The organism is Spirillospora sp. CA-108201 (assembly GCF_050936235.1).
Classification (GTDB): Bacteria; Actinomycetota; Actinomycetes; order Streptosporangiales; family Streptosporangiaceae; genus Spirillospora.
On the sequence record NZ_JBNJNE010000001.1, the window covers coordinates 344,253 to 363,164 of the forward strand.

The 18,912-nt window shown below is 70.2% G+C and carries 7 protein-coding genes and 6 pseudogenes; 9 read left to right on the forward strand and 4 right to left on the reverse strand.

The genetic code is table 11. The features are described from left to right. Window positions 1-16 precede the first annotated feature (16 nt). The 8 genes and pseudogenes from ACQEU6_RS01650 (at window position 17) to ACQEU6_RS01685 (ending at window position 8,164) form a co-directional block, all read left to right on the forward strand. The gene (locus ACQEU6_RS01650) at window positions 17-619 is read left to right on the forward strand and encodes a TetR/AcrR family transcriptional regulator (protein WP_499328800.1); all 603 of its coding nucleotides are present in this window, start codon (window positions 17-19) and stop codon (window positions 617-619) included. Window positions 620-696: 77 nt separating this feature from the next. After that, window positions 697-1,845 (forward strand): annotated as a pseudogene (locus ACQEU6_RS01655) (IS701 family transposase); the annotation flags it as partial. A 379-nt stretch (window positions 1,846-2,224) separates the two neighbouring features. Beyond that, window positions 2,225-3,222, forward strand: a pseudogene (locus ACQEU6_RS01660) (IS5 family transposase). 278 nt (window positions 3,223-3,500) lie between these two features. Further along, a complete protein-coding gene (locus ACQEU6_RS01665) occupies window positions 3,501-4,499 on the forward strand; it encodes a TY-Chap domain-containing protein (protein WP_499328801.1) in 999 nt (332 codons plus the stop codon). Window positions 4,500-5,070: 571 nt separating this feature from the next. Then, a pseudogene (locus ACQEU6_RS01670) lies at window positions 5,071-5,640 on the forward strand (IS110 family transposase); the annotation flags it as partial. A 60-nt stretch (window positions 5,641-5,700) separates the two neighbouring features. Beyond that, window positions 5,701-6,500, forward strand: a pseudogene (locus ACQEU6_RS01675) (transposase); the annotation flags it as partial. Beyond that, window positions 6,500-7,378 (forward strand): annotated as a pseudogene (locus tag ACQEU6_RS01680) (IS701 family transposase); the annotation flags it as partial. The pseudogenes ACQEU6_RS01675 and ACQEU6_RS01680, both read left to right, overlap by 1 nt. 570 nt (window positions 7,379-7,948) lie before the next feature. Then, a complete protein-coding gene (locus ACQEU6_RS01685) occupies window positions 7,949-8,164 on the forward strand; it encodes a transposase family protein (RefSeq protein ID WP_499328802.1) in 216 nt (71 codons plus the stop codon). 68 nt (window positions 8,165-8,232) lie between these two features. Here the strand turns inward: ACQEU6_RS01685 and ACQEU6_RS01690 are convergent, their stop codons facing one another. Further along, window positions 8,233-8,736 carry a hypothetical protein gene (locus ACQEU6_RS01690; RefSeq protein WP_499328803.1) on the reverse strand — a complete coding sequence of 168 codons (504 nt, stop codon included), beginning with the start codon at window positions 8,734-8,736 and terminating at the stop codon, window positions 8,233-8,235. Between the two features lie 188 nt (window positions 8,737-8,924). Beyond that, window positions 8,925-9,224 (reverse strand): annotated as a pseudogene (locus ACQEU6_RS01695) (transposase); the annotation flags it as partial. A gap of 335 nt (window positions 9,225-9,559) precedes the next feature. On the opposite strand from ACQEU6_RS01695, the gene chsH3 reads away from it, so the two are divergent. After that, window positions 9,560-10,480, forward strand: a complete 921-nt coding sequence (gene chsH3 / locus ACQEU6_RS01700) for an enoyl-CoA hydratase ChsH3 (protein WP_499328804.1) — start codon at window positions 9,560-9,562, stop codon at window positions 10,478-10,480. A gap of 16 nt (window positions 10,481-10,496) precedes the next feature. On the opposite strand, the gene ACQEU6_RS01705 is transcribed toward chsH3, so the two are convergent. Both ACQEU6_RS01705 and ACQEU6_RS01710 read right to left on the reverse strand, forming a co-directional pair. Continuing rightward, a complete protein-coding gene (locus ACQEU6_RS01705; protein ID WP_499328805.1) occupies window positions 10,497-11,333 on the reverse strand; it encodes an alpha/beta fold hydrolase in 837 nt (278 codons plus the stop codon). Between the two features lie 6 nt (window positions 11,334-11,339). After that, window positions 11,340-18,911: an SDR family NAD(P)-dependent oxidoreductase gene (locus ACQEU6_RS01710; protein ID WP_499328806.1), complete on the reverse strand. Its 7,572-nt coding sequence runs from the start codon at window positions 18,909-18,911 to the stop codon at window positions 11,340-11,342. Between the last annotated feature and the right edge of the window lies 1 nt (window position 18,912).

Below are 18,912 nucleotides of genomic sequence, written 5' to 3' on the forward strand. Positions count from 1 at the left end.
CTAGTACACTCAGTGTATGTCATCTGCCAGAAGCAGGCGCGAGCGCTACTCGGAGGAGACCAAGACCGCTCTGCTGGACGCGGCCACCCGGCGTTTCGCCGAGCACGGTTTTGCGGGGACGGCGCTGGAGGACGTCGCCGCCGACATTCAGGCGACCCGGGGCGCGGTGTACCACCACTTCGCGAACAAGACCGCGCTGTTCCAAGCCGTATTCGAGCGACTCGAGGCCGAGATGGTCCGGCGGGTGACCGAAGCGATCGCGGGCGCGAGCGACCCGTGGCGGGCGGCACTGGTGGCGCAGGAGTCGTTCCTCGACCAGTGCTGCGACCCGGTCTACGGGCGGCTCGTCTGGCAGGAGGCGCCCATCGCGCTCGGCTGGCAGCGCTGGAAGGAGTGCGAGGATAAGTTCGCCTACGGCCTGATCAAGCAACTGGCCGTGGCGCTCATGAACACCGGCGAGGTTCCCCAGCTGCCCGTCGAGCCGTTGGCGCGGGTCACCTTCAACATCCTCGGCGCCGCCGGGATGGCCCTCGCGGAGTCGGCCGAGGCCGACAAGCCCCGGGTCAAGGACGAGTACTCGGCGGTGATCGGCCGTCTCCTGGCAGGTCTGCGCCTCTAGTACTACATGCCTAGATCTCGGTGGGCGATCGAACGATTCCTCTACGTGATCACACTGGGTGGTGTAACGGTGTCTGTATGTTTGACTCTCGTGAGTGCGCCGGTGCGGTGACGGCAGCGGTTCTGGACAGATGGAATTCGGATTTCGAGACGGTGTGCGTCCGGTTCGAGCGCCGATGGTACCGGACGGAGTCACGTGAGCATTTCCGGCAGTACCTGCGGGGATTGCTGGCGCCACTCGCGCGCAAGAATTCCTGGACGATCTCGGAGTTCACCGGGGAGCGCAGGCCGACAGCGGTCCAGCGGTTCATCAACCTGACGTCATGGGACGCCGATGGGCTGCGCGACGATGTGCGGTCCTATGCGATGGAGTATTTCGCCGATCCCCGGGCGGTGCTGATCGCCGACCCGACCGGGTTCGCTAAGAAGGGAAAGAAGTCGGCCGGGGTACAACGGCAGTACTCCGGGACGCTCGGCCGGGTCGACAACTGTCAGATCGGCACTTTCCTGGCCTACGCCAACACGGCCGGAGACCGGGTGCTCATCGACCGGGAACTCTATATGCCCGAACGCTCCTGGTGCGCCGACGCCGAGCGGCGGGCCGAGGCCGGCGTCCCCGAGGACCTGGCGTTCATGACCCGCCCGCAGCAGGTCCAGGCCATGATCGACCGGACGGTCGGGGCAGGGGTGCCGTTCGCGTGGTTCGCCGGGGACGAGGAGTTCGGCCAAAACCACAGACTGCGCCGTCATCTGGAGGAACAACAGATCGCCTACTGCATGGCCGTGCCCAAGAACACCACCGTCATCACCGGAAGCGTTTCCTCGGCGACAGGCGACCCCGCCATTGTCGAGACCGTCGCCGCACAACTGAAACCCCACGACTGGCAACGCCGAGCCTGCGGAATCGGATCGAAAGGCTTCCGGGTCTATGACTGGGCCGTGATCGAGGCACCGTTCCCGGGACACCAGTACGTGTTCCGGCGAAACATCACCGATGGCGAACTCGCGTACTTTCACTCCTACAACCCGCGCGGGGAAGGATTATGCGAGTTGGTCCGGGTCATCGGCTCCCGTTGGCCGATCGAGGAATGTTTCGAGGCCGCCAAACAGGAAGCGGGGCTGGCGCAATACCAGTTCCGGCTCTACCGCGCCTGGTACCGCCACATCACCCTGGCGATGCTCGCCATGGCCTTTCTCGCCGTGCTGCGCCATACCGCCAAAAGGGGACCCGCCCCCTGTGGACAACCGGCGGCGACCGGCGGCGCACAACAGACGGACCGGCAGCAATCACCACCCGCCCCCCGGACGGTCACCTCAACGGCCTCTCCGGCGACTGATCGCCCTGTCGATCGCAGAGATCCGGCGTCTGTTCAACCTGATCGGTAAAGACGATCACGCTGTTGACCTGGGACTCTACTGGTCCGCCCTCCGCCGTGGCCATCAAGCTGAAGCGCGCAGGCACCACTTCAGGCGACACCTGCGCCTCCAGATCATCCAGATCTAGCTATGTAGTACTAGGGCCTGTTCGTAGTTCGGATCAGTTGCAGCCGGTCACAATCCAGTAACTCGCCCACGCCGATGCGAGAGCGGGCGATATCACCGGTGCATGACGCGCGGTGATGTGACCGATACCGAGTGGGAGCTGATTGAGCCGCATCTGCCGTTGGGGGTGTCTGGGCCGATCGGTGACCTGCGCAATCAGTTCAACGCGGTGATGTGGAGGTTCCGGACCGGCAGCCCGTGGCGGGACGTGCCCGCCACCTACGGCAACTGGTCCACGATCTATGACCGATTCCGGGCCTGGGCGTGCCAGGGGGTCTTCGAGAACCTGATGAACGCGGTGATCGACGAGGCGGCGGCCCGGAGCGATGTCGACCTGGACCTGGTCAGCGTGGACTCCAGCGTCTGCCGCGCACATCACCACGCCGCCGGGATGGTGGTCGCGCCCGAGCGGTTGGAGGAGTTGGAGCGGGCCGCGGCCGAGGAAAAGGGGCTACGCCAAAAGGGCAAACCGGGCCCATGGACCAGCACTCCGGCGACGAGCCCGACCCCGCACGGGAGCGCCGGCGCCGGGTACGCCGACGCCGCAAGGCCCGGCTGAAGGCCGCTGATCTGGGCCGGTCCCGAGGCGGGCTGACCAGCAAGATCCACCTGTCGGCCGACCGGCGCTGCCGCCCCCTGTCGATCGTGCTCACCCCCGGGCAGGCCGCCGACAGCCCCCGTTTCATCCCCGTCCTGGACAGGATCCGGGTGCGCGGCCCGGTCGGCCGCCCCCGGACCCGGCCGGCCGCGGCCGCCGGCGACAAGGCCTACTCCTCACGGGCCAACCGTGCCTACCTGCGCAGACGCCATATCAAGGCGGTGATCCCGGAGAAGGTCGACCAGGCCGCCAACCGCAAGAAGAAGGGACGACGCGGCGGCCGCCCGGTCAGCCACGACGCCGAGCTCTGCAAAGACCGCAACACCGTCGAACGCTGCATCAACAAGTTCAAGGAATGGCGAGGGCTTGCCACCCGCTACGACAAGACACCCGATAGCTACAAGGCCGGGCTCCACCTGCGCGGATGCATCATCTGGCTGCGCAGCCTCCCAGCCCTCCCATGATCCGAACTACGAACAGGCCCTAGACCGTCGCTCTGATCAACCGCACGGACTATCCGCTCTCTATGCGGAATCTGAGCCTGAACTTTCAAGGGCTTTCGCGCAGCAGCCTGTGAGGCCGTCCTCGTTGCTCGGCAGTGTCGGGGACGGCAAGCCCGTGCGCCTGTTGCAGGAGGCGCCAAGCGGAGTCCGGGTCTACTCCGGTCAAGAGCATGAGGGCGGCGGCCACCTCGCTACCTATAACAAGATCCCTTCCCAAGCACGCACTAAGATCGTCTGATATGCCCCTCGCTGACGATCAGATCCGCGAACTCGTTCGCCGCTTCGCCACGCTTGACATGACCGGGTGGGACACCGCCGCGTTTGACCAGGCCCTTGCTCACTTGAACTGGCAGCCTTGGCGATACTCCGCTGACGAACAGAAATGGAAGCGCGAGTTCCCCAGGTTGTGGGACCGCGAGGAGTACGACACCGGCCTCGACACCGGCCGCGGGTGCTTCTCCCGGCACGGCGCTGATGATGTTCGCTCCTCCATATCCATACGAGTGGGGGAAGGTGACGAGCTCTTCCTCCGGCTGCGTTCGGCCCTTGAAAGGCTCCTCGGCCCGCCGTCGATCATGCGGGGACCGGGGCCGCTGCTGCGCTGGCGCCTTCCGGTGCAGCTGCTGGAACTCGAACGCGGCAGCGGCGGCCACACGGCTCTGGGGATCCGCCCCACAGCGGCCGTCGAGGAGGACGAGTACCGCATGTCGAATTGGGCCGAGCCCGAAGACGGGCTCGGGGTGCTGGGCTACTGGCAGGTGATCGGCCAGGGGGCGGATTGGGTCCCGGGAGGCTACTGGACCGACGACTGGACCCAGCTCGAGGAACGGCTGGCGGCCACACTCCAGTCCGTCGTCCAGGACTTCGCCCTCCTGGACGGCCCCGGACACTTCACCGTGGTCGTGCGTACCGGGGTAGATCGCAGCTTCGTTCAGTGGACCACCCACAGCGGCTGGACGCTGCAGATCGAGGCGGGCGTCCCCGATGATTCCGGCCCTTCCTGGTCGGAGGCGATGGCCGAACTGGGCTGGCAGCCGTCGGACTCACCGGACACTGAGGGATGCGTGATCCGCCGCTTCCCGACGCTCGATGCGCAGGAGCACACGACCGCTGCGCGCATGCTGGTCGGCGCGTTGCAGTCCTACGGCGTCGCCTTCGAGGATCTCTCGTACCAGGTGATCTCTCCGGACGTGGACCTGCTCGGGATCGGCCTGACCAGGTACGAGAACCGCATCTGACGCTTCCCCGGCCATGCCCGACCGCCTGTGGGCGCGGCCGGAGCGACCGTGGCGCTGGTGGTCGTGGGGGCGGCGGGGTCCAGGTCAGCACAGCGGCGAATCAGTCGCGGGTTGCTCAGGCCGGTCATGGACTCGCGCAGCACGGGGTCGGCGCCCACCAGGACGGTCTTGGTCTGGTTGATGGCCTGTGCCGAGACTTGATCGCTGATTGAACATGCGCACCATCTCCACGGCGCCGTCGCCAGCCTTGGCGACGGCGGTGGCGCGGCCTGACAGTACTGCTCGTGTGGCTGCTTCGGCGTCCAGGGCGTCGGTCTTGCCGCGGCGGTGCCGGTGGGCCTTGTTGGGCTGGTTGACTTCCAGGACGTTCACACCGGCGGTTTGCAGGTGTCGACGACCACCAGCGGCAACGGCCTCTGTCCCGCTCACAGGCCGGATTCAGTTTGGTCGACAACCCGCCTCGGGGCGTCCCAGCGCGTGATCGTCCGGCTCGTCGCTCGGTCTTCCGGGCGGCTCGTCTGAAGAGGGGCATGACCGCGCAGCCCGCCTGGGCTGGCAGGCTCTTTAGCACGTGAACGACCCCCGCGACATCGGCGTCTTCTGCGGCTTGGACGTCGGTAAGGGCGAGCACCATGCCACTGGCCTGACCCCGGCAGGCGAGAAGGTCCTCGACCAGCGGCTTCCCAACAGCGGGCCCAAGCTGCGCGAGCTGTTCGACCGGCTTCAGGCCCGGTGGGGCACGGTGCTGGTGGTCGTGGATCAGCCCGCCTCCATCGGCGCGCTGCCACTCGCAGTGGCTCGGGAGGTCGGCTGCCAGGTCGCCTACCTCCCCGGGCTGGCGATGCGCCGCATCGCCGACCTGTACCCCGGCGAAGCCAAGACCGACGCGCGCGATGCGTTCATCATCGCCGACGCGGCCCGCACCATGCCGCACACCCTGCGCCAACTGGCGCCCGACGACGAGGCCGTCGCCGAACTGCAGATGCTCGTTGGCTTCGGCGATGACCTGGCCGCCGAATCGAGTCGCCTGGCCAACCGGCTGCGGGGCCTGCTCACCCAGATCCATCCCTCGCCGGAACGGGTGCTGGGACCGCGGCTGGACCATCCTGCCGTCCGCGCACTGCTGGGGCGCGTATCGGGTCGTGATCAATCTGCGGGATTCGCCCTCGTCTCGGGGGGCGAATCCGGTAGTTCGGAGTGCATGACGCGGAGGCAGTTGATGGACGAGGAGTGGGAGTATGTCGAGTCGTACCTGCCGATCGGCGAGTACGGGCCGCACCCCACGAGGCTGCGGGAGCAGTTCGAGGGCGTGATCTGGCGGTTTCGCGCGGGAGCGCAGTGGCGAGAGGTGCCGGCCGAGTTCGGCGTCTGGTCCACCGTGCACAACCGCTTGCGGCAGTGGCGGGACGCCGGGGTCTTCGAAGTCCTGCTGGAGGGTCTGATCGCCAAGGCGGCGGAACGGGGCCAGGTGGATTTGTCGCTGGTCAGCGTGGACTCCACCACCGCACGGGCACACCACGATGCCGCTGGGATGCACCTCGATCCAGAGGTGCTGGACGCCTTGGAGAAGGCTGCCGAGGAGGAGCAGGCCCACTCAAAGGGGGCGACAGCGAGGAACAAGCCGGACAGGGCATCGACGGCGAGGCCGGGCGGAGAGAACGCAGATGCGTCCGGCGACGCCGCAAGCTTCGCCTGAAGGCCGCCCTGCTGGGACGCTCGCGGGGCGGACAGACCAGCAAGGTCCACGTCGCGGCCGATCGCAGGTGCCGCCCGCTCGTGGTGACCCTGACCGCCGGACCGGCCGCCGACAGCCCGCAGTTCATCCCTGTGCTCGACAAGGTGCGGGTCCGGCTGCCGGTCGGCCGCCCCCGCACCCGGCCGGACGCGGTCGCCGGAGACAAGGCGTACTCCTCCCGCGGCAACCGCGCCTACCTGCGCAAACGGCACGTCAAGGTAGTCATCCCGGAGAAGAGGGATCAGGCCGCCAGCCGGAAGAAGAAGTGCAGCGGCAGTACTCCGGCACTGCCTGGCGGGTGGAGAACTGCCGGCTGGGCGTCTTTTTGGCGTATGCGTCCGCGCGCGGGCGGGCGTTGATCGATGCGGAGCCGTACCTGCCGAGATCCTGGCTGGCCGACCGGGAGTGGTGCGCCCGCGCGGGCATCCCCGACCAGGCCAAGTTCGCGACCAAGCCCGTGCTGGCGCAGGAGATGCTGGACAGGGCGCTGGGCGAGGGTGTGCCGGTCCCGGCCCGGTGGGTGACGGCGGATGAGGCCTATGGCCAGGACCATAAGTTCCGCCGCCATCTGGAGAAACGCTGGTTCGGATACGTGGTGGCGGTCCCCAAGAGCCAGTCGCTGGGGCCTGGTGTCGGCTACGGCAACGGCGGATCACGCGCCGACGCGGTCACCGCCGACGCGCCACCCCGAGCATGGAAGAAGCTGTCAGCCGGACAAGGCGCCAAGGGCGAACGCCTCTACGACTGGGCCATGGCCGGCCTGGAACCGCACCCCGGCGACGACCTCGGCGGGTCCGAAGCGTTCGGGCGGTGGCTGCTGGTGCGCCGCAGCCTCACCCCGACCGAACAAGGCGAACTCGAACTGGCCTTCTACCTGTGTTTCGGCCCCGCGGGCACCACCATGCAAGAACTGGTCCTCGTCGCCGGCGCCCGCTGGGCGGTCGAGGAATGCTGCCAAGCCGCCAAGAACGAAGTCGGCCTGGACCAATACCAGGTCAGACGCTACGACGGCTGGCACCGGCACATCACCTTGGCCATGCTCGCCCACGCCTACCTCGCCGTCACCGCCGCCCACGCCCCAAAAGCAGCCGCGGCCTGGTCCCCCTCACCCCAGCTGAGATCCGCCGTATCCTGGCACACCTGACCAGCGCCGCCACCCGATCCCTCGACCGCGCCCTGGCCTGGTCGATCCTCCGCCGCACCCGCCAAGCCCGCGCGCCGGAACTCCCGCCGGACGTTCCCGGCGCTGAGCCGCGCGCCGGCCCGCGTGGCGGACACCAGGCCGTCGGTCTGTCCCTTGGGGTCCTCCCACAGCGCGGCCAGGGGCGGCATGCAGGGCTGGGGGAGCTTGAGTGTTCGGTGAGCCTTGGGCGTCTTGGTATGAGGGGCCCTGCGTTTTCCGGACAGCGTCCTGATGGTGAACTACGCAGTCTGCTGTCGGCTTAGGTACTCGGTGTGGACCTCCAGAGGGGTCCGGTACCCGATCGCCGAGTGAAGTCTGCGTCGATTATAGAAGCCCTCAATGAGCCTTTTTCAGCGGCAGTTCAGTGTGCGCTGATCACAGGCATGATCGCGGACGGCGTGGGCGGTGCCGGACGTCAAGCAACCCCTGGTAGGACGGTTGGTCTCTCACAACCCCCGTCCCCACCAGAGGCAGCTTCACATAAGCCACACCCGGCCCCCTTGAACCACCACCCCATTGTTATGGCCTCACATGCTTTTGTACCGTGCTCCGCTGCCGTTGTCGCGCTGGACCCTGGCCTACGCCACCGGTGTCGTCCGCCGCCACCGCCAAGCCCTCGGCGGCAAAGGACGGCGCCTGCCCCCGGGCATGCAGGCCCTGATGACCCTGGTCTACCTGCGCAAGGGCGATACCTTCGCCGAACTGGGCGCCGGATTTGGAGCCTCAGGAACGCAAGTGGTTTCGTGAACGCGGCAGCTCCTCGCGTATACCGGGCTTCAGCGATGCTCGATGGAACTGCCCGGAGAGCAGGGGCTTCAAGTTCCTCGGTGCTTTGCATGGTCGTTCAGATCACGGGCTAGATGCGCACGACGCAGACCGCGCGTGCGCAGGTAGCGCAGATCCACGGCGGTGTCGTACATCAGTTGGACGTGGAAGTAGTTGATGTGTTCGAGCATCGCCACCGTCGCGAACACCAGGCCCGGCCACGTCCGGGTGCCCGGAACGGCCGCTCCGGCCCAGCCCGCAAGTAGTAGCCCTGCGGCAAGGAGAACGGGATTGACTCTGCGGGCCACTGCGAAGGCACCAGCCCCCTGTAGGCGGGAGCCCTGCCGCGTGACCTGCCGCAACTTGGCTGCCCAGTATCCGGCCCCCTCAACAAGCATGAGGGCCAACAACGCAAAGCCGACGACGTTGATCATCGTCACCGGTACGCCCACCAGGCCGAACCAGATCACGGCCTGAAACGGCACGTTCAGCAGTTCCAGCCAGACAAGCGACCGCAACCTCCGTCGCACCCATCGCAGCGAACGATGATCCACCCGAGAATTATGTCAGCGACGCTCCTGCTGAATGCCTGCGACGAACCGCGTGAGGAGCCCTCGCACGTGCGCGCCTTTTTGTGATGGAACAAGTCACAGAGGCGCGAAACCGCAGTTCAGAGTGGGGGAGGGTCGGTTCGGAAGAGGCGGCCGTCGCGCAGGAATGCCCAGAGCACGTTCAACCGGCGTCAGGCCAGCGCCAGGATGACCTGCTTGTGCTTTCCCTTCGGCGCGTTTGCGCAGGTAGAACGTCTTGGAGGCCGGGCAGTCTCGGATGGCGATCTGGGCGGACAGGTAGGCGACCCGCAGCGGCATCCGGTTGTAGCGCTGGGGCCGACGGAGGTTCCCTTGATCCGGCCGGAGTCGCGGGGGACTGGGGCCAGGCCGATGAACCCGGTCAGCCGGTCGGGGGTTCCGAAGGCCAGCGGGCCGCCGCCGGTCTGGGCCAGGAACGTCGCGCCCACCTTGGGGCCCAGGCCGGGCAGGCTGCAGACGGCCTCGGCCTTCCAGACCTTGCGGTTCTTCGACCAGGCCGTTAGGCGGCGTTCGCCGACCCGGCGGAGCGCGGCCGGGTCTGGTAGGCCGTCGGCAACAGCAGTGCGCCGCGGGTGCGGAACTCGAAGGCGGGATGGCGATGTCGTTGCCGACGGTGAGGGGGTGCAGGTCGCGGCGCATCGGGGCCTGGTCGGCGATGTACTTCAGGAACGTTTGCCAGCGAGGCGTATCTGATCGAAGTGCCTGAATGCCGCGAGTGTTCCGGTATAGGCGGCAGAATGTCTGCTGCTCGCGGGTCAACGCCGCCACGGGCCGAGCGGAGGGGTACATGTCCATCAATCCGGCCGTCGCGATCGGGGCCACGCTGCCAGAGCAGAGGTTCGCGTGGAATTCCTCGGACGTCGTCCGTTACCACCTCGCGCTGGGCGCTGGTGCGGACTCGGTGGACCCGAACGAACTCCGCTACGTCCTGGAGCGGGAACTGCGGGTGCTGCCCACGTTCGGCATGACCGTTCCGGCGGTGTTCGGCGTGGCCGCGCCGGCCGCCTTCGGACCGGGAGCACCGCGGACGGGCCGGGCCGGGGCCCTGGAGCTGTCCGTTCCGGGAGTGGACGTCGATCTTTCCGCGCTTCTGCACGGAAGGCAGGAACTCGTGGTGCACCGGCCGATCCCCGTGGCGGGCGAGGCGGTCGCCCGCACCCGCCTCGTCGACGTCCACGACAAGGGCGACGCGGCCGTGATCGTGCAGGAGACCGAGGTCGTCGGTGTCGACGGCGGCCCGCTCTTCACCGCCGGGTCGAGCATATTCGCGCGCGGCGAGGGCGGCTTCGGCGGCCGTCGCGGCCCCTCGGCGGCGGACCGGCCGGCGCCGCCCGCCCGGGAGCCGGATGCCGTCCTCGACACGCCGACCCTGCCGCAGCAAGCGCTGCTCTACCAGCTCTGCGGCGACCGCAACCCCCTGCACGCCGATCCGGCCCGCGCCCGGGACGCCGGGTTCCCCGGGCCGATCCTGCAGGGCGCGTGCACCTACGGGATGGTCTGCAAGGCGGTCGTGGACACCCTGCTGGAGGGCGACGCGAGCCGGGTCCTGCGCTACTCGGCCCGTTTCACCGGCGCCGTCTTCCCCGGCGAGACCCTGCGCACCCGGGTCTGGAGAACGCGGGGCCGCCTCGTCCTGACCACCTGCGTGCTCGACCGGGGCGAGGCACCCGTCCTCTCGGACGCCGCCATCACCGCCCGCGAGAACTGAGACGGCCCACTCTCGGTCATTCCTCGTGCAGGAACTCCCCGATCACCTTGGCGACCGCTTCCGCGTTCTCCATGTGCAGGTGGTGCCCACCAGGCAGGGTGACCTGACGCAGGCGCGGAACCGTCTCGACGCGGCGGGGATAGAAGTCCTCCGTCAGCGCCGTCCGCTCGGCCGTCACGAGCAGGGTCGGGGCCGTGATGCTCCGGATGAACTCCAGGACCTGCTCCTCGGTGAAGGTCCGGACCGTCGGGTACTTCAGGCGCGCGTCGGTGCGCCAGGAGTACCCGCCGGGGACCTCCCGCAGATCCCGCTCGACCAGCCGCTCCGCCGTGTCGAGAAGGATGTCGGCCAGCTGCACCCTGGCCCTGACCGCCTGGAGGCGGGTCCGGTAGACCGGCTGCGGCCGGTCGCGCAGGTAGGCGCCCACGTAGCGCGCGACCGTGAGGCGGGTCTCCTCCGGACCCGACGAGAGCGGCCCGATCGCGTCGATGAGCACGAGCCGGGCGATCCGCTCCGGGTCGATTCCCGCGATGAGGGTGGACAGCGCGCCGCCCAGCGAGTGCCCGATCAGATTGAAGCGTTCCCAGCCCTGGGCGTGCGCGAACTCCAGGATGTGCGCCACGTGGTCGAGGTACTGGCAGGTCGCCGAGGGGATCGGATCCGACAGGGCGTGTCCCGGCAGGTCGGGGGCGACGAGTTCGACGTCTCCGAGATGCTCGGCCAGGGGCCCGAAGCTCGCGCTGTTGTCCAGCCAGCCGTGCAGGCAGAGGGTCGGGAGCCCGCCGCGCGAGGGGGTGCGCTGCCCGCGCAGCGTGATCCCCCCGCGCGGCAGCGCGAATGAGAATTCCTCCACGCTCGGCTACTCCGCGCCTTCTGCCTCGTGCCGGTCGCTCATCTGCGCGAGCAGCCGGTCGGCCAATTCCGCCACGCTGGGTCCCTTCATCAGTTCCAGGATCGTCACCTTGGCGCCCAGCTCCCGTTCGAGCCAGGCGCTGATCTCCACCGCGAGCAGCGAGTCGAGGTAGTCCATCAGGGGCATGTCCTCGTCGAGGTCGGCGAGGGGGAGGCCGAGAACGGCCGCCACCCTGGTCTTGAGCCCCGACTTGAGCAGCTCGCCCCGGGCCTCGCCGGTGTGCGCCCGCAGCCGCCGCCGCAGTGATCCCGCGCCGCGGGCGTCACCCGGCAGGTCCGCGCCGTCGGAACGGGCGGCGAGCACCTCCTCGTAGCGGGGCTGGGCGGCGCGATCGAGGCCGTGGTGCCCGATGAAGCGCGCCCAGTCCATCGGCAGCACGCCGACCTGCGGGACCGCGCCGCTCCAGAGCGTCCTCAGCGCCTGGAACGCCTGCTCCGCCGTGAACCCCCGCATCCCGGTCGCGGCCACCAGGCGTCCGACGTCGTCGTGGCGCGCCACGTATCCCGCGTCGCTCACCGCTCCGAGGTTCACCGAGAGCGCGCGCCGGCCGTGCGCGTGCCGGTCCGCCGCGAGGTGGTCGAGGAACGCGTTCGCCGCGCCGTAGCTCGCCTGCCCGATGTTGCCGATCATCGAGGTGGCGGAGGAGAACAGCACGAAGGCGTCGAGCGGCAGGTGCGCCGTCAGCTCGTGCAGGTGCCAGGCGCCCAGCGCCTTCGGGCCGACCACCTTGGCGAGCCGGGTCTCGTCCACGTCGGTGAGCAGCGCGTCGTCGAGCACCATGGCGCAGTGCAGGACGCCCCTCAGCGGGGGCAGCTCGCGCTCCACGCGCGCGAGCAGTTCCTCGACCTCGCCGCGCGAGGTGACGTCCACGGCCTCGGCGAGGACGCGCACGCCCCGCGCGCGGAGCGCCTCGACCCGCGTGCGGGCCGCCTCGTCGCGCACCCCGGAACGTCCGACGAGCACCAGGTCGCGCACACCGGCGTCGGCCAGCGCGCCGGCCATCGAGAGTCCCACGCCGCCCAGGCCGCCGGTGATGAGCCAGGTGCCCCCCGGCGCCGCCGAGAAGGCGTCCGGGGCGGGCGCGACCCGCACCTCGGGCTCGTCCATCGCCACCACGAGCTTGCCGATGTGGTTGGCCGCCGCCAGGTTCCGGAACGCGGTCTCCACCTGGGAGGGGTGGAATACCCGGTAGGGGAGCGCGCGCAGCTCACCCTTGGCGAACAGGCTCAGCAGCGCTTCCAGCTCGGCGCGGACCGCCTGCGGCCGGTCCACCAGCATCTGCCGCAGGTCGAAGCTGAAGTACGCGAGGTTCTGCAGGAACGGCCTCAGCCCGAGTTTCCGGTCGCCCAGCTGGTTGCGCTTGCCGATCTCGACGAAGCGACCGTAGGACGCGAGGCAGGCGATGCTGCGGGTGAACGTCTCCCCGGCGCTCGCGTTGAGCACCACGTCGACGCCCTCGCCGCCGGTGGCCTCCCTCACCTCGTCGGCGAAGGCCGGCGACCGCGAGTCCATCACGTGCCGGACGCCGAGCGAGCGGAGCAGGGCCCGCTTCTGCGGCGTCCCCGCCGTCGCGAACACCTCGGCGCCGGCCATCCGGGCGACCTGCAGCGCCGCGAGGCCGGTGCCGCCCGCCGCGGAATGGATCAGGACCCGCTCGCCGGGCTCGATCCGGGCGAGCCTGCGCAACGCGAACCATGCGGTGAGGAACACGATCGGGACCGAGGCGGCCTCCTCGAAGCCCAGTTCCGCCGGCTTGGCGACCACACCGGAGGCGTCGAGGGTGAGGTGCGACGCGAGGGCGCCCTGCGCGCTGCTGAGGGCCACGACCTCGTCACCGGCGCGGAGCCCCGCGACGTCCGGCCCGACCCGCCGGACGATCCCGGCGCACTCCGCTCCGAAGCGCAGGACACGCGCCGACTCCAGGGGCGGCACCTGGCCGAGCGCGGTCATCACGTCGAGGAAGTTGAGCCCCGCCGCGACGACCTCGATCTCGACCTGACCGGGACCGGGGGCGACCCGCTCCGCGGCGCGGTAGCGCAACTCGTCGAGCGAACCGGGAGTGCTCATCTCAAGCGCGAACCCGGTGCCGGACGGCAGCTCCCGCGCGTCCACGGGCGGGCGCACCTCGTCCGGCTGCAGCGGTGAGAGCCGGCGGACGAACCGCTCCCCGGCCCTCAGCAGCACCTCGCGCTCGTGGTCGCCGGCCCAGAGCTCCGCCCAGACGGCGTCGGTCTCGCCCGGAGCCGCGACCGCGTCCAGATCGATGAGTTTGCAGCGCGCCTGCGGCAGTTCGAGCCCGGCCACCACCCCGAGTCCCCAGGCGAAGGCGCCCTCGAGACGCGCGGCGCCGCCGCGGAAGGCGTGGGCGCCGCGGGTCAGGACGTACAGGCGAGGCCACGCGGGGGAGCCCTTCCGGTCGAGCGCCCGCACGATGTCGGCCACGCCGAGGAACGACTCGCGCCCGGCCCGTTCGAGGCCAGCGCCGTCGGTGCCGGCCGAGTCCGGCCCGGCGGCACGGAGATCGATGACACCCTCGGGGGAGAGCGGGGCGAAGAGCCGGTCGTGGTCCTGCGCGCTGCCCCGCCGCACCGAGGGCGTCCCGTCCGCCGCGTCGCCGGTGCCGACCAGCACGGCGCGCCCGCCCCGCTCCTCGATGCGCCGCGCCAGGTCGGATCCGAGACCGTCCGGACCCGTGAAGATCACCCAGTCGCCGATCCGCTGTTCGCCGCCGGCGCGCTCGTCCGCCGGTCCGGGCACCTGCGCGGGCCCGGCCGGCGCGCTCGCGAACACCACCGTCTGCCCGCCCCCGCCCTCGTGACCGGGTTCGCCGAGGGCGGCCACCTCCGCGTACCCGCTGGCCTGCAGCAGGTCCTGCCACTGCGCCGACGACAGCAGCGGCCCGTGCGGGCGCAGCCGCAGGTCGCGGAAGGCCCACCAGCCGTCGGTGAGACCGAAGGTCAGGTCCAGCCACGGATTGCCCGGCTCGGCTTCGATCAACGCGAGTACCCCGCCGGGGGCGAGCGCGTCCTGGAGGCCCAGGAGGGTCCTCCTGAGGTCGCTCGTGGCGTGCAGGACGTCGGCGGCCAGCACGAGATCGAATGATCCCGGCTCGATGCCCTGGGCCGCCAGGTCGCCTTCGAGGTCGAGAGCACGGTACTCCACGAAGCCGTAGTCCTGGAACCGCTCACGCGCGCCCTGCACGAACGCCGCCGACACGTCCGTGAAGACGTACTCGCACCGCTCCGCCGGAAGCACCGGCAGCACGTTCGCGGTGAGCCCTCCCGTCCCGCCTCCGACCTCCAGCACGCGGAGAGTGCGCCGGGGGTCGGCCGTCGCCGCGAGCCGGTCGACGGCCCGCTTGACCAGCAGGTTGTGGTAGCGGGCCACCGGCGAGCTCTGGTAGATGGGCTCGGCCGCCTCCTGCGACCCCTCGGGGAACAGCAGGGTGAGCGGATCGGCGTCGCCGACGAGCACGTCGCGCAGCCGCTCGCCGGTCCTGCGCACCAGCAGCAGCTCCCAGACGCACGCGGGGTGGCGGTTCAGCGCGTGCGCCCACGCCTCCTGCGGGTCGACGTCGCCGGCGCGCTCGACCCGGAACCGGCCGTCGCGCTCGCTCAGGACACCGTCCTCGGCGAGAAGGCGCAGGAAACCGGTAGCGGCGCGCTCGTACTTCGGCAGCACCCCGTCGAGGTCCGCCACCGCGAAGACCTCGCCCACCGCCATCTCGCGGCCGAACCCGCGCAGCCACCGGACCACGTACGCCGCACAGAGGCGACGCAGGTCGGCCTGGTAGCCGGTCCGGTAGGACCCCCGGGCAAGGCGTTCGGAGAGCACGGGCACAGCCGGTTCGACATGGGCCCGCAGATCGTCCGGCCCCTGGGTGAGGGCGCTCGGCCACAGGCCGGGATCGGCGCGCACGGCCCGGTCGGCCCGCCATGTCAGGTGGTAGAAGTGGTCGTCGATGCGGTCGGGGGCGTCCGCGGCCGGCTGCCGCATCACCTTGCCGTGCAGCGGCGCGAACTCCGCGACCAGCCGGCCGTCCTCGTCCAGGACGTGAACGTCGACGGACAGACCGCTCGCGTCCAGCTTGCGCACCCGGGTGTAGCACCACACCGGCATGCCCACCTCGCCGTACAGCCGCACCGTCTCGATGCTGGTCGGAAGATAGGTGTAGGGCAGGAGCTCGTCCGGGCGGTCCTCGGACGGATGCAGGATCGCGCTCTGGAAACACGCGTCGAGCACTGCCGGGTGGAACAGGTAACCCTCCAGCCGGTTCCTGAGCACCCGGGGAACCGTCACCTGGGCGAGAGCCTCGCCCCGGCCGACGTGCAGCCTGTGGATCCCGCCGAACGCCGGACCGTAGGCGTACCCCTTCCGGCGCAGCGAGCCGTACACGTCCACGGCCTTGTGAGAGGTCGTGCAGCGCGCGCGGAGCGCGTCCAGGTCGAACACCCGGGCCCCGTCGCCGGAGGCCGGCGCCCGGTGGAAGCGGCCGTGCACGTTGCGGATCCACCGGTGCCCGCGGACGGCTCGGTGGTGGACCTCGAAGGTGCCGTCCTCAGGATCGAGCTCCAGTCGGCTCACCTGCGGCTCGTCCCCCAGCGCGCAGGCGCGCTCGAACTCCACGTACTCCAGCGCGCACCGCTCTCCCGTCAGCTCGCGCGCGGCCACGAGCGCCGCCTCCACGTACGCCGCACCGGGCACGATCACCGAGCCGAACACGTCGTGCTCCCTGACCCAGCCGAGCCGGTGGTCGTCCCATTTGATCTCCCAGGTCGGCCGCACCGCGTCGACCCGCTTGAGCATCGGGTGCGGCTGCCCTCCGGTGCGGTACCGGTGCGAGACCTCGCTCTCGTTCCAGAACGACTCGTGGATCCACGGGTTCTTCGGCAGGTCCATGGCAGGTGTGCCCGACGGGTAGCGCCGGTGCCACGCCACCTCGCGCCCGCCGGCGTGCAGTCGCCCGAGCGCCCCGAGGAAGCAGGCCCAGTCGTCCTTCCCCCGGACCAGCGACGCGACGGCCATCGCGTCTTCGGACGTGTCGGCGAAGATCTCCTTGAGCGAGTTGCCCAGCACCGGGTGGGGGCTGAGCTCGATGAAGGTGTCGTATCCGTCGGCCAGCATCGCGCGCACCGCCGGCTCGAACAGCACCGGCTCCCGGAAGTTGCGCCACCAGTACGACGTTCCGAGCTCGTGGCCGTCGATCCGAGCGCCGGTGGCCGTCGAGTACATCGGGGTGGCGGTGCCGCCGTGCTCGACCTCCCCCAGCACGGCCAGCAGCTCCTCGCGCAGGGGGTCCATGTCCGGGCTGTGGCATGCGCAGTTCACCCGCAGGATCCGCGCGAAGACGCCGTCCTCCCGGAGTTCGCGTTCGAGGGCCTCCAGTGCCTCGCGGCGGCCCGACAGGGTCGAGGCCCTCGGACTGTTCTCCGCGGACAGCCAGAGCTCGTCCGGCCGCTTCTCGCACAGCGCGAGCGCTTCGTCCTTGGGCAGGGCGACGAACATCATCGCGCCCGTCGGGTCCGCCTTCTCCTGGATGCGCGCCCGGTTGCAGATGATCTTCAGTGCCGTGTCGAGGCTCAGGGCGCCGGACAGCCGCGCGGCCGCGATCTCTCCCATGCTGTGGCCCAGCACGCCGTCGGGCGCCACGCCCCACGACTTCCAGAGCTCGGCGAGACCGAGCTGGACCGCGAACATCGTCGGCTGCAGGCGGTGCGTCTCCTGCACACGCGACGAGGACTCGTCCGGAGCCGCCAACTCGTCGAGGATCGACCAGTCGACGTACCGGCGGGCCGCCGCGTCGCATTCCATGATCTTCTCGCGGAAGACCGGGCTCGTCTCCAGCAGCGTCCGGCCCATCGCCCACCACTGCGGGCCCTGCCCGTTGAACAGGAACGCCACCTTCCCGCCGCCTCCGCGGGTGCGGCCGGCGACGACGCCCTGCACCGTCGACCCGTCCGCGTAACCGCGCAGCTTCGACGCCGCGTCCGCTGCGTCCGCCGCCACCACCGTCAGCCGGTGGGCGTGGTGGCTCCGGCGCAGGGCGAGGTTGGCCGTGAGCCCCTCCAGGTCGGCGGGCCCGGTCTCCAGGCGCTCCGCGTGGGCGACGGCCAGGCGCCGCAGGGCGGGCTCGCTCCGCGCGCTGAGGGTGAGCAGCGCCGGCGTCCCCTGCGCGGGCTTCGCGCCCGTGCCCGCGGGAGGGGCCGGGGGCTCCTCCAGCACGACGTTGGCGTTCGTGCCGCCGAAGCCGAAGGAGTTGACGCTGGCGACGGCCCGCGCGTAGTGCTCCGGCCACGGACTCGCGGCCGTCGGCACGGCCAGGCGCAGTCCATCGAAGTCGATGTCCGGGCTGGGGGTCTGGAAGTGCAGGTTCGGCGGAATCCGGCGGTGGTAGACGCTCAGCGCCGCCTTGATCAGGCCGGCGACGCCGGCCCCGGCCTCCAGATGGCCGACGTTGGTCTTGATCGACCCGATGAACGCGAGCCGCTCCGGCTCACGTCCGGGCGCGAGGACGTTCCCGAGGGCGTTGGCCTCGATCGGGTCGCCCACCGGCGTCCCCGTGCCGTGGGCCTCGACATAGCCGACGTCGGCCGGTGAGACCTTGGCCTCGGCCAGCGCGACGCGGAAGTTGTCCGCCTGGGCCGCCCCGTTCGGCACCGTGATGCCCTGAGTGCGGCCGTCCTGGTTGACCGCCGACCCCCGGATCACGGCGTAGACCCGGTCACCGTCGTGTAGCGCCCTGCTCAGCGGCTTCAGCACGACCGCTCCGGCGCCCTCGCCCCGGACGTAACCGTTCGCCGCCGCGTCGAAGGCCTTCGAGCGCGCGTCGGGCGACAGCATCGCAGCCTGGCTCAGAGCGATGGCGAACTGCGGCGTCAGCATGACGTTGACCCCGCCGGCGATGGCCAGGTCGCTCTCGCCGCGCCGCAGGCTCTCGCACGCGAGGTGCACCGCGACCAGCGACGACGAGCAGGCCGTGTCGATCGTCATGCTCGGCCCGCGCAGGTCGAAGGTGTAGGACAGCCTGTTGGACAGGATGCTCATGAAGGTGCCGGTGGCGGAGTGCGCCCCCATGCCCTCGAGCTCGGACGGCGCGACCTGGAGCCCTCCGTAGTCCTGGCTGCACGCCCCGACGAACACGCCGGTACGGCCTCCGGCCAGGCTCTCGGGTACGACGCCCGCGTCCTCGAAGGTCTCCCAGCACACCTCCAGGAGCAGGCGCTGCTGCGGGTCCATCTGTTCGGCGATGCGGCCGGAGATGCCGAAGAAGGCCGCGTCGAAGCCGTCCACCCGGTCGAGGAAACCCCCCTCCCTCGCGTTCATCCGGCCCGGCTGCTGCGACCGGGGCGAGTAGTACCGATCGACGTCCCAGCGGTCCGCCGGAACCGGTCCGACCGCGTCCATCCCGCCTTCGAGGAGGTTCCAGAGCGATTCCCGGTCCGTCACCCCGCCCGGCAGCCTGCAGCCGATCCCGGTGATCGCGATGGGCTCGCCGGCGCCGCCGCCGATGTCGTTCATG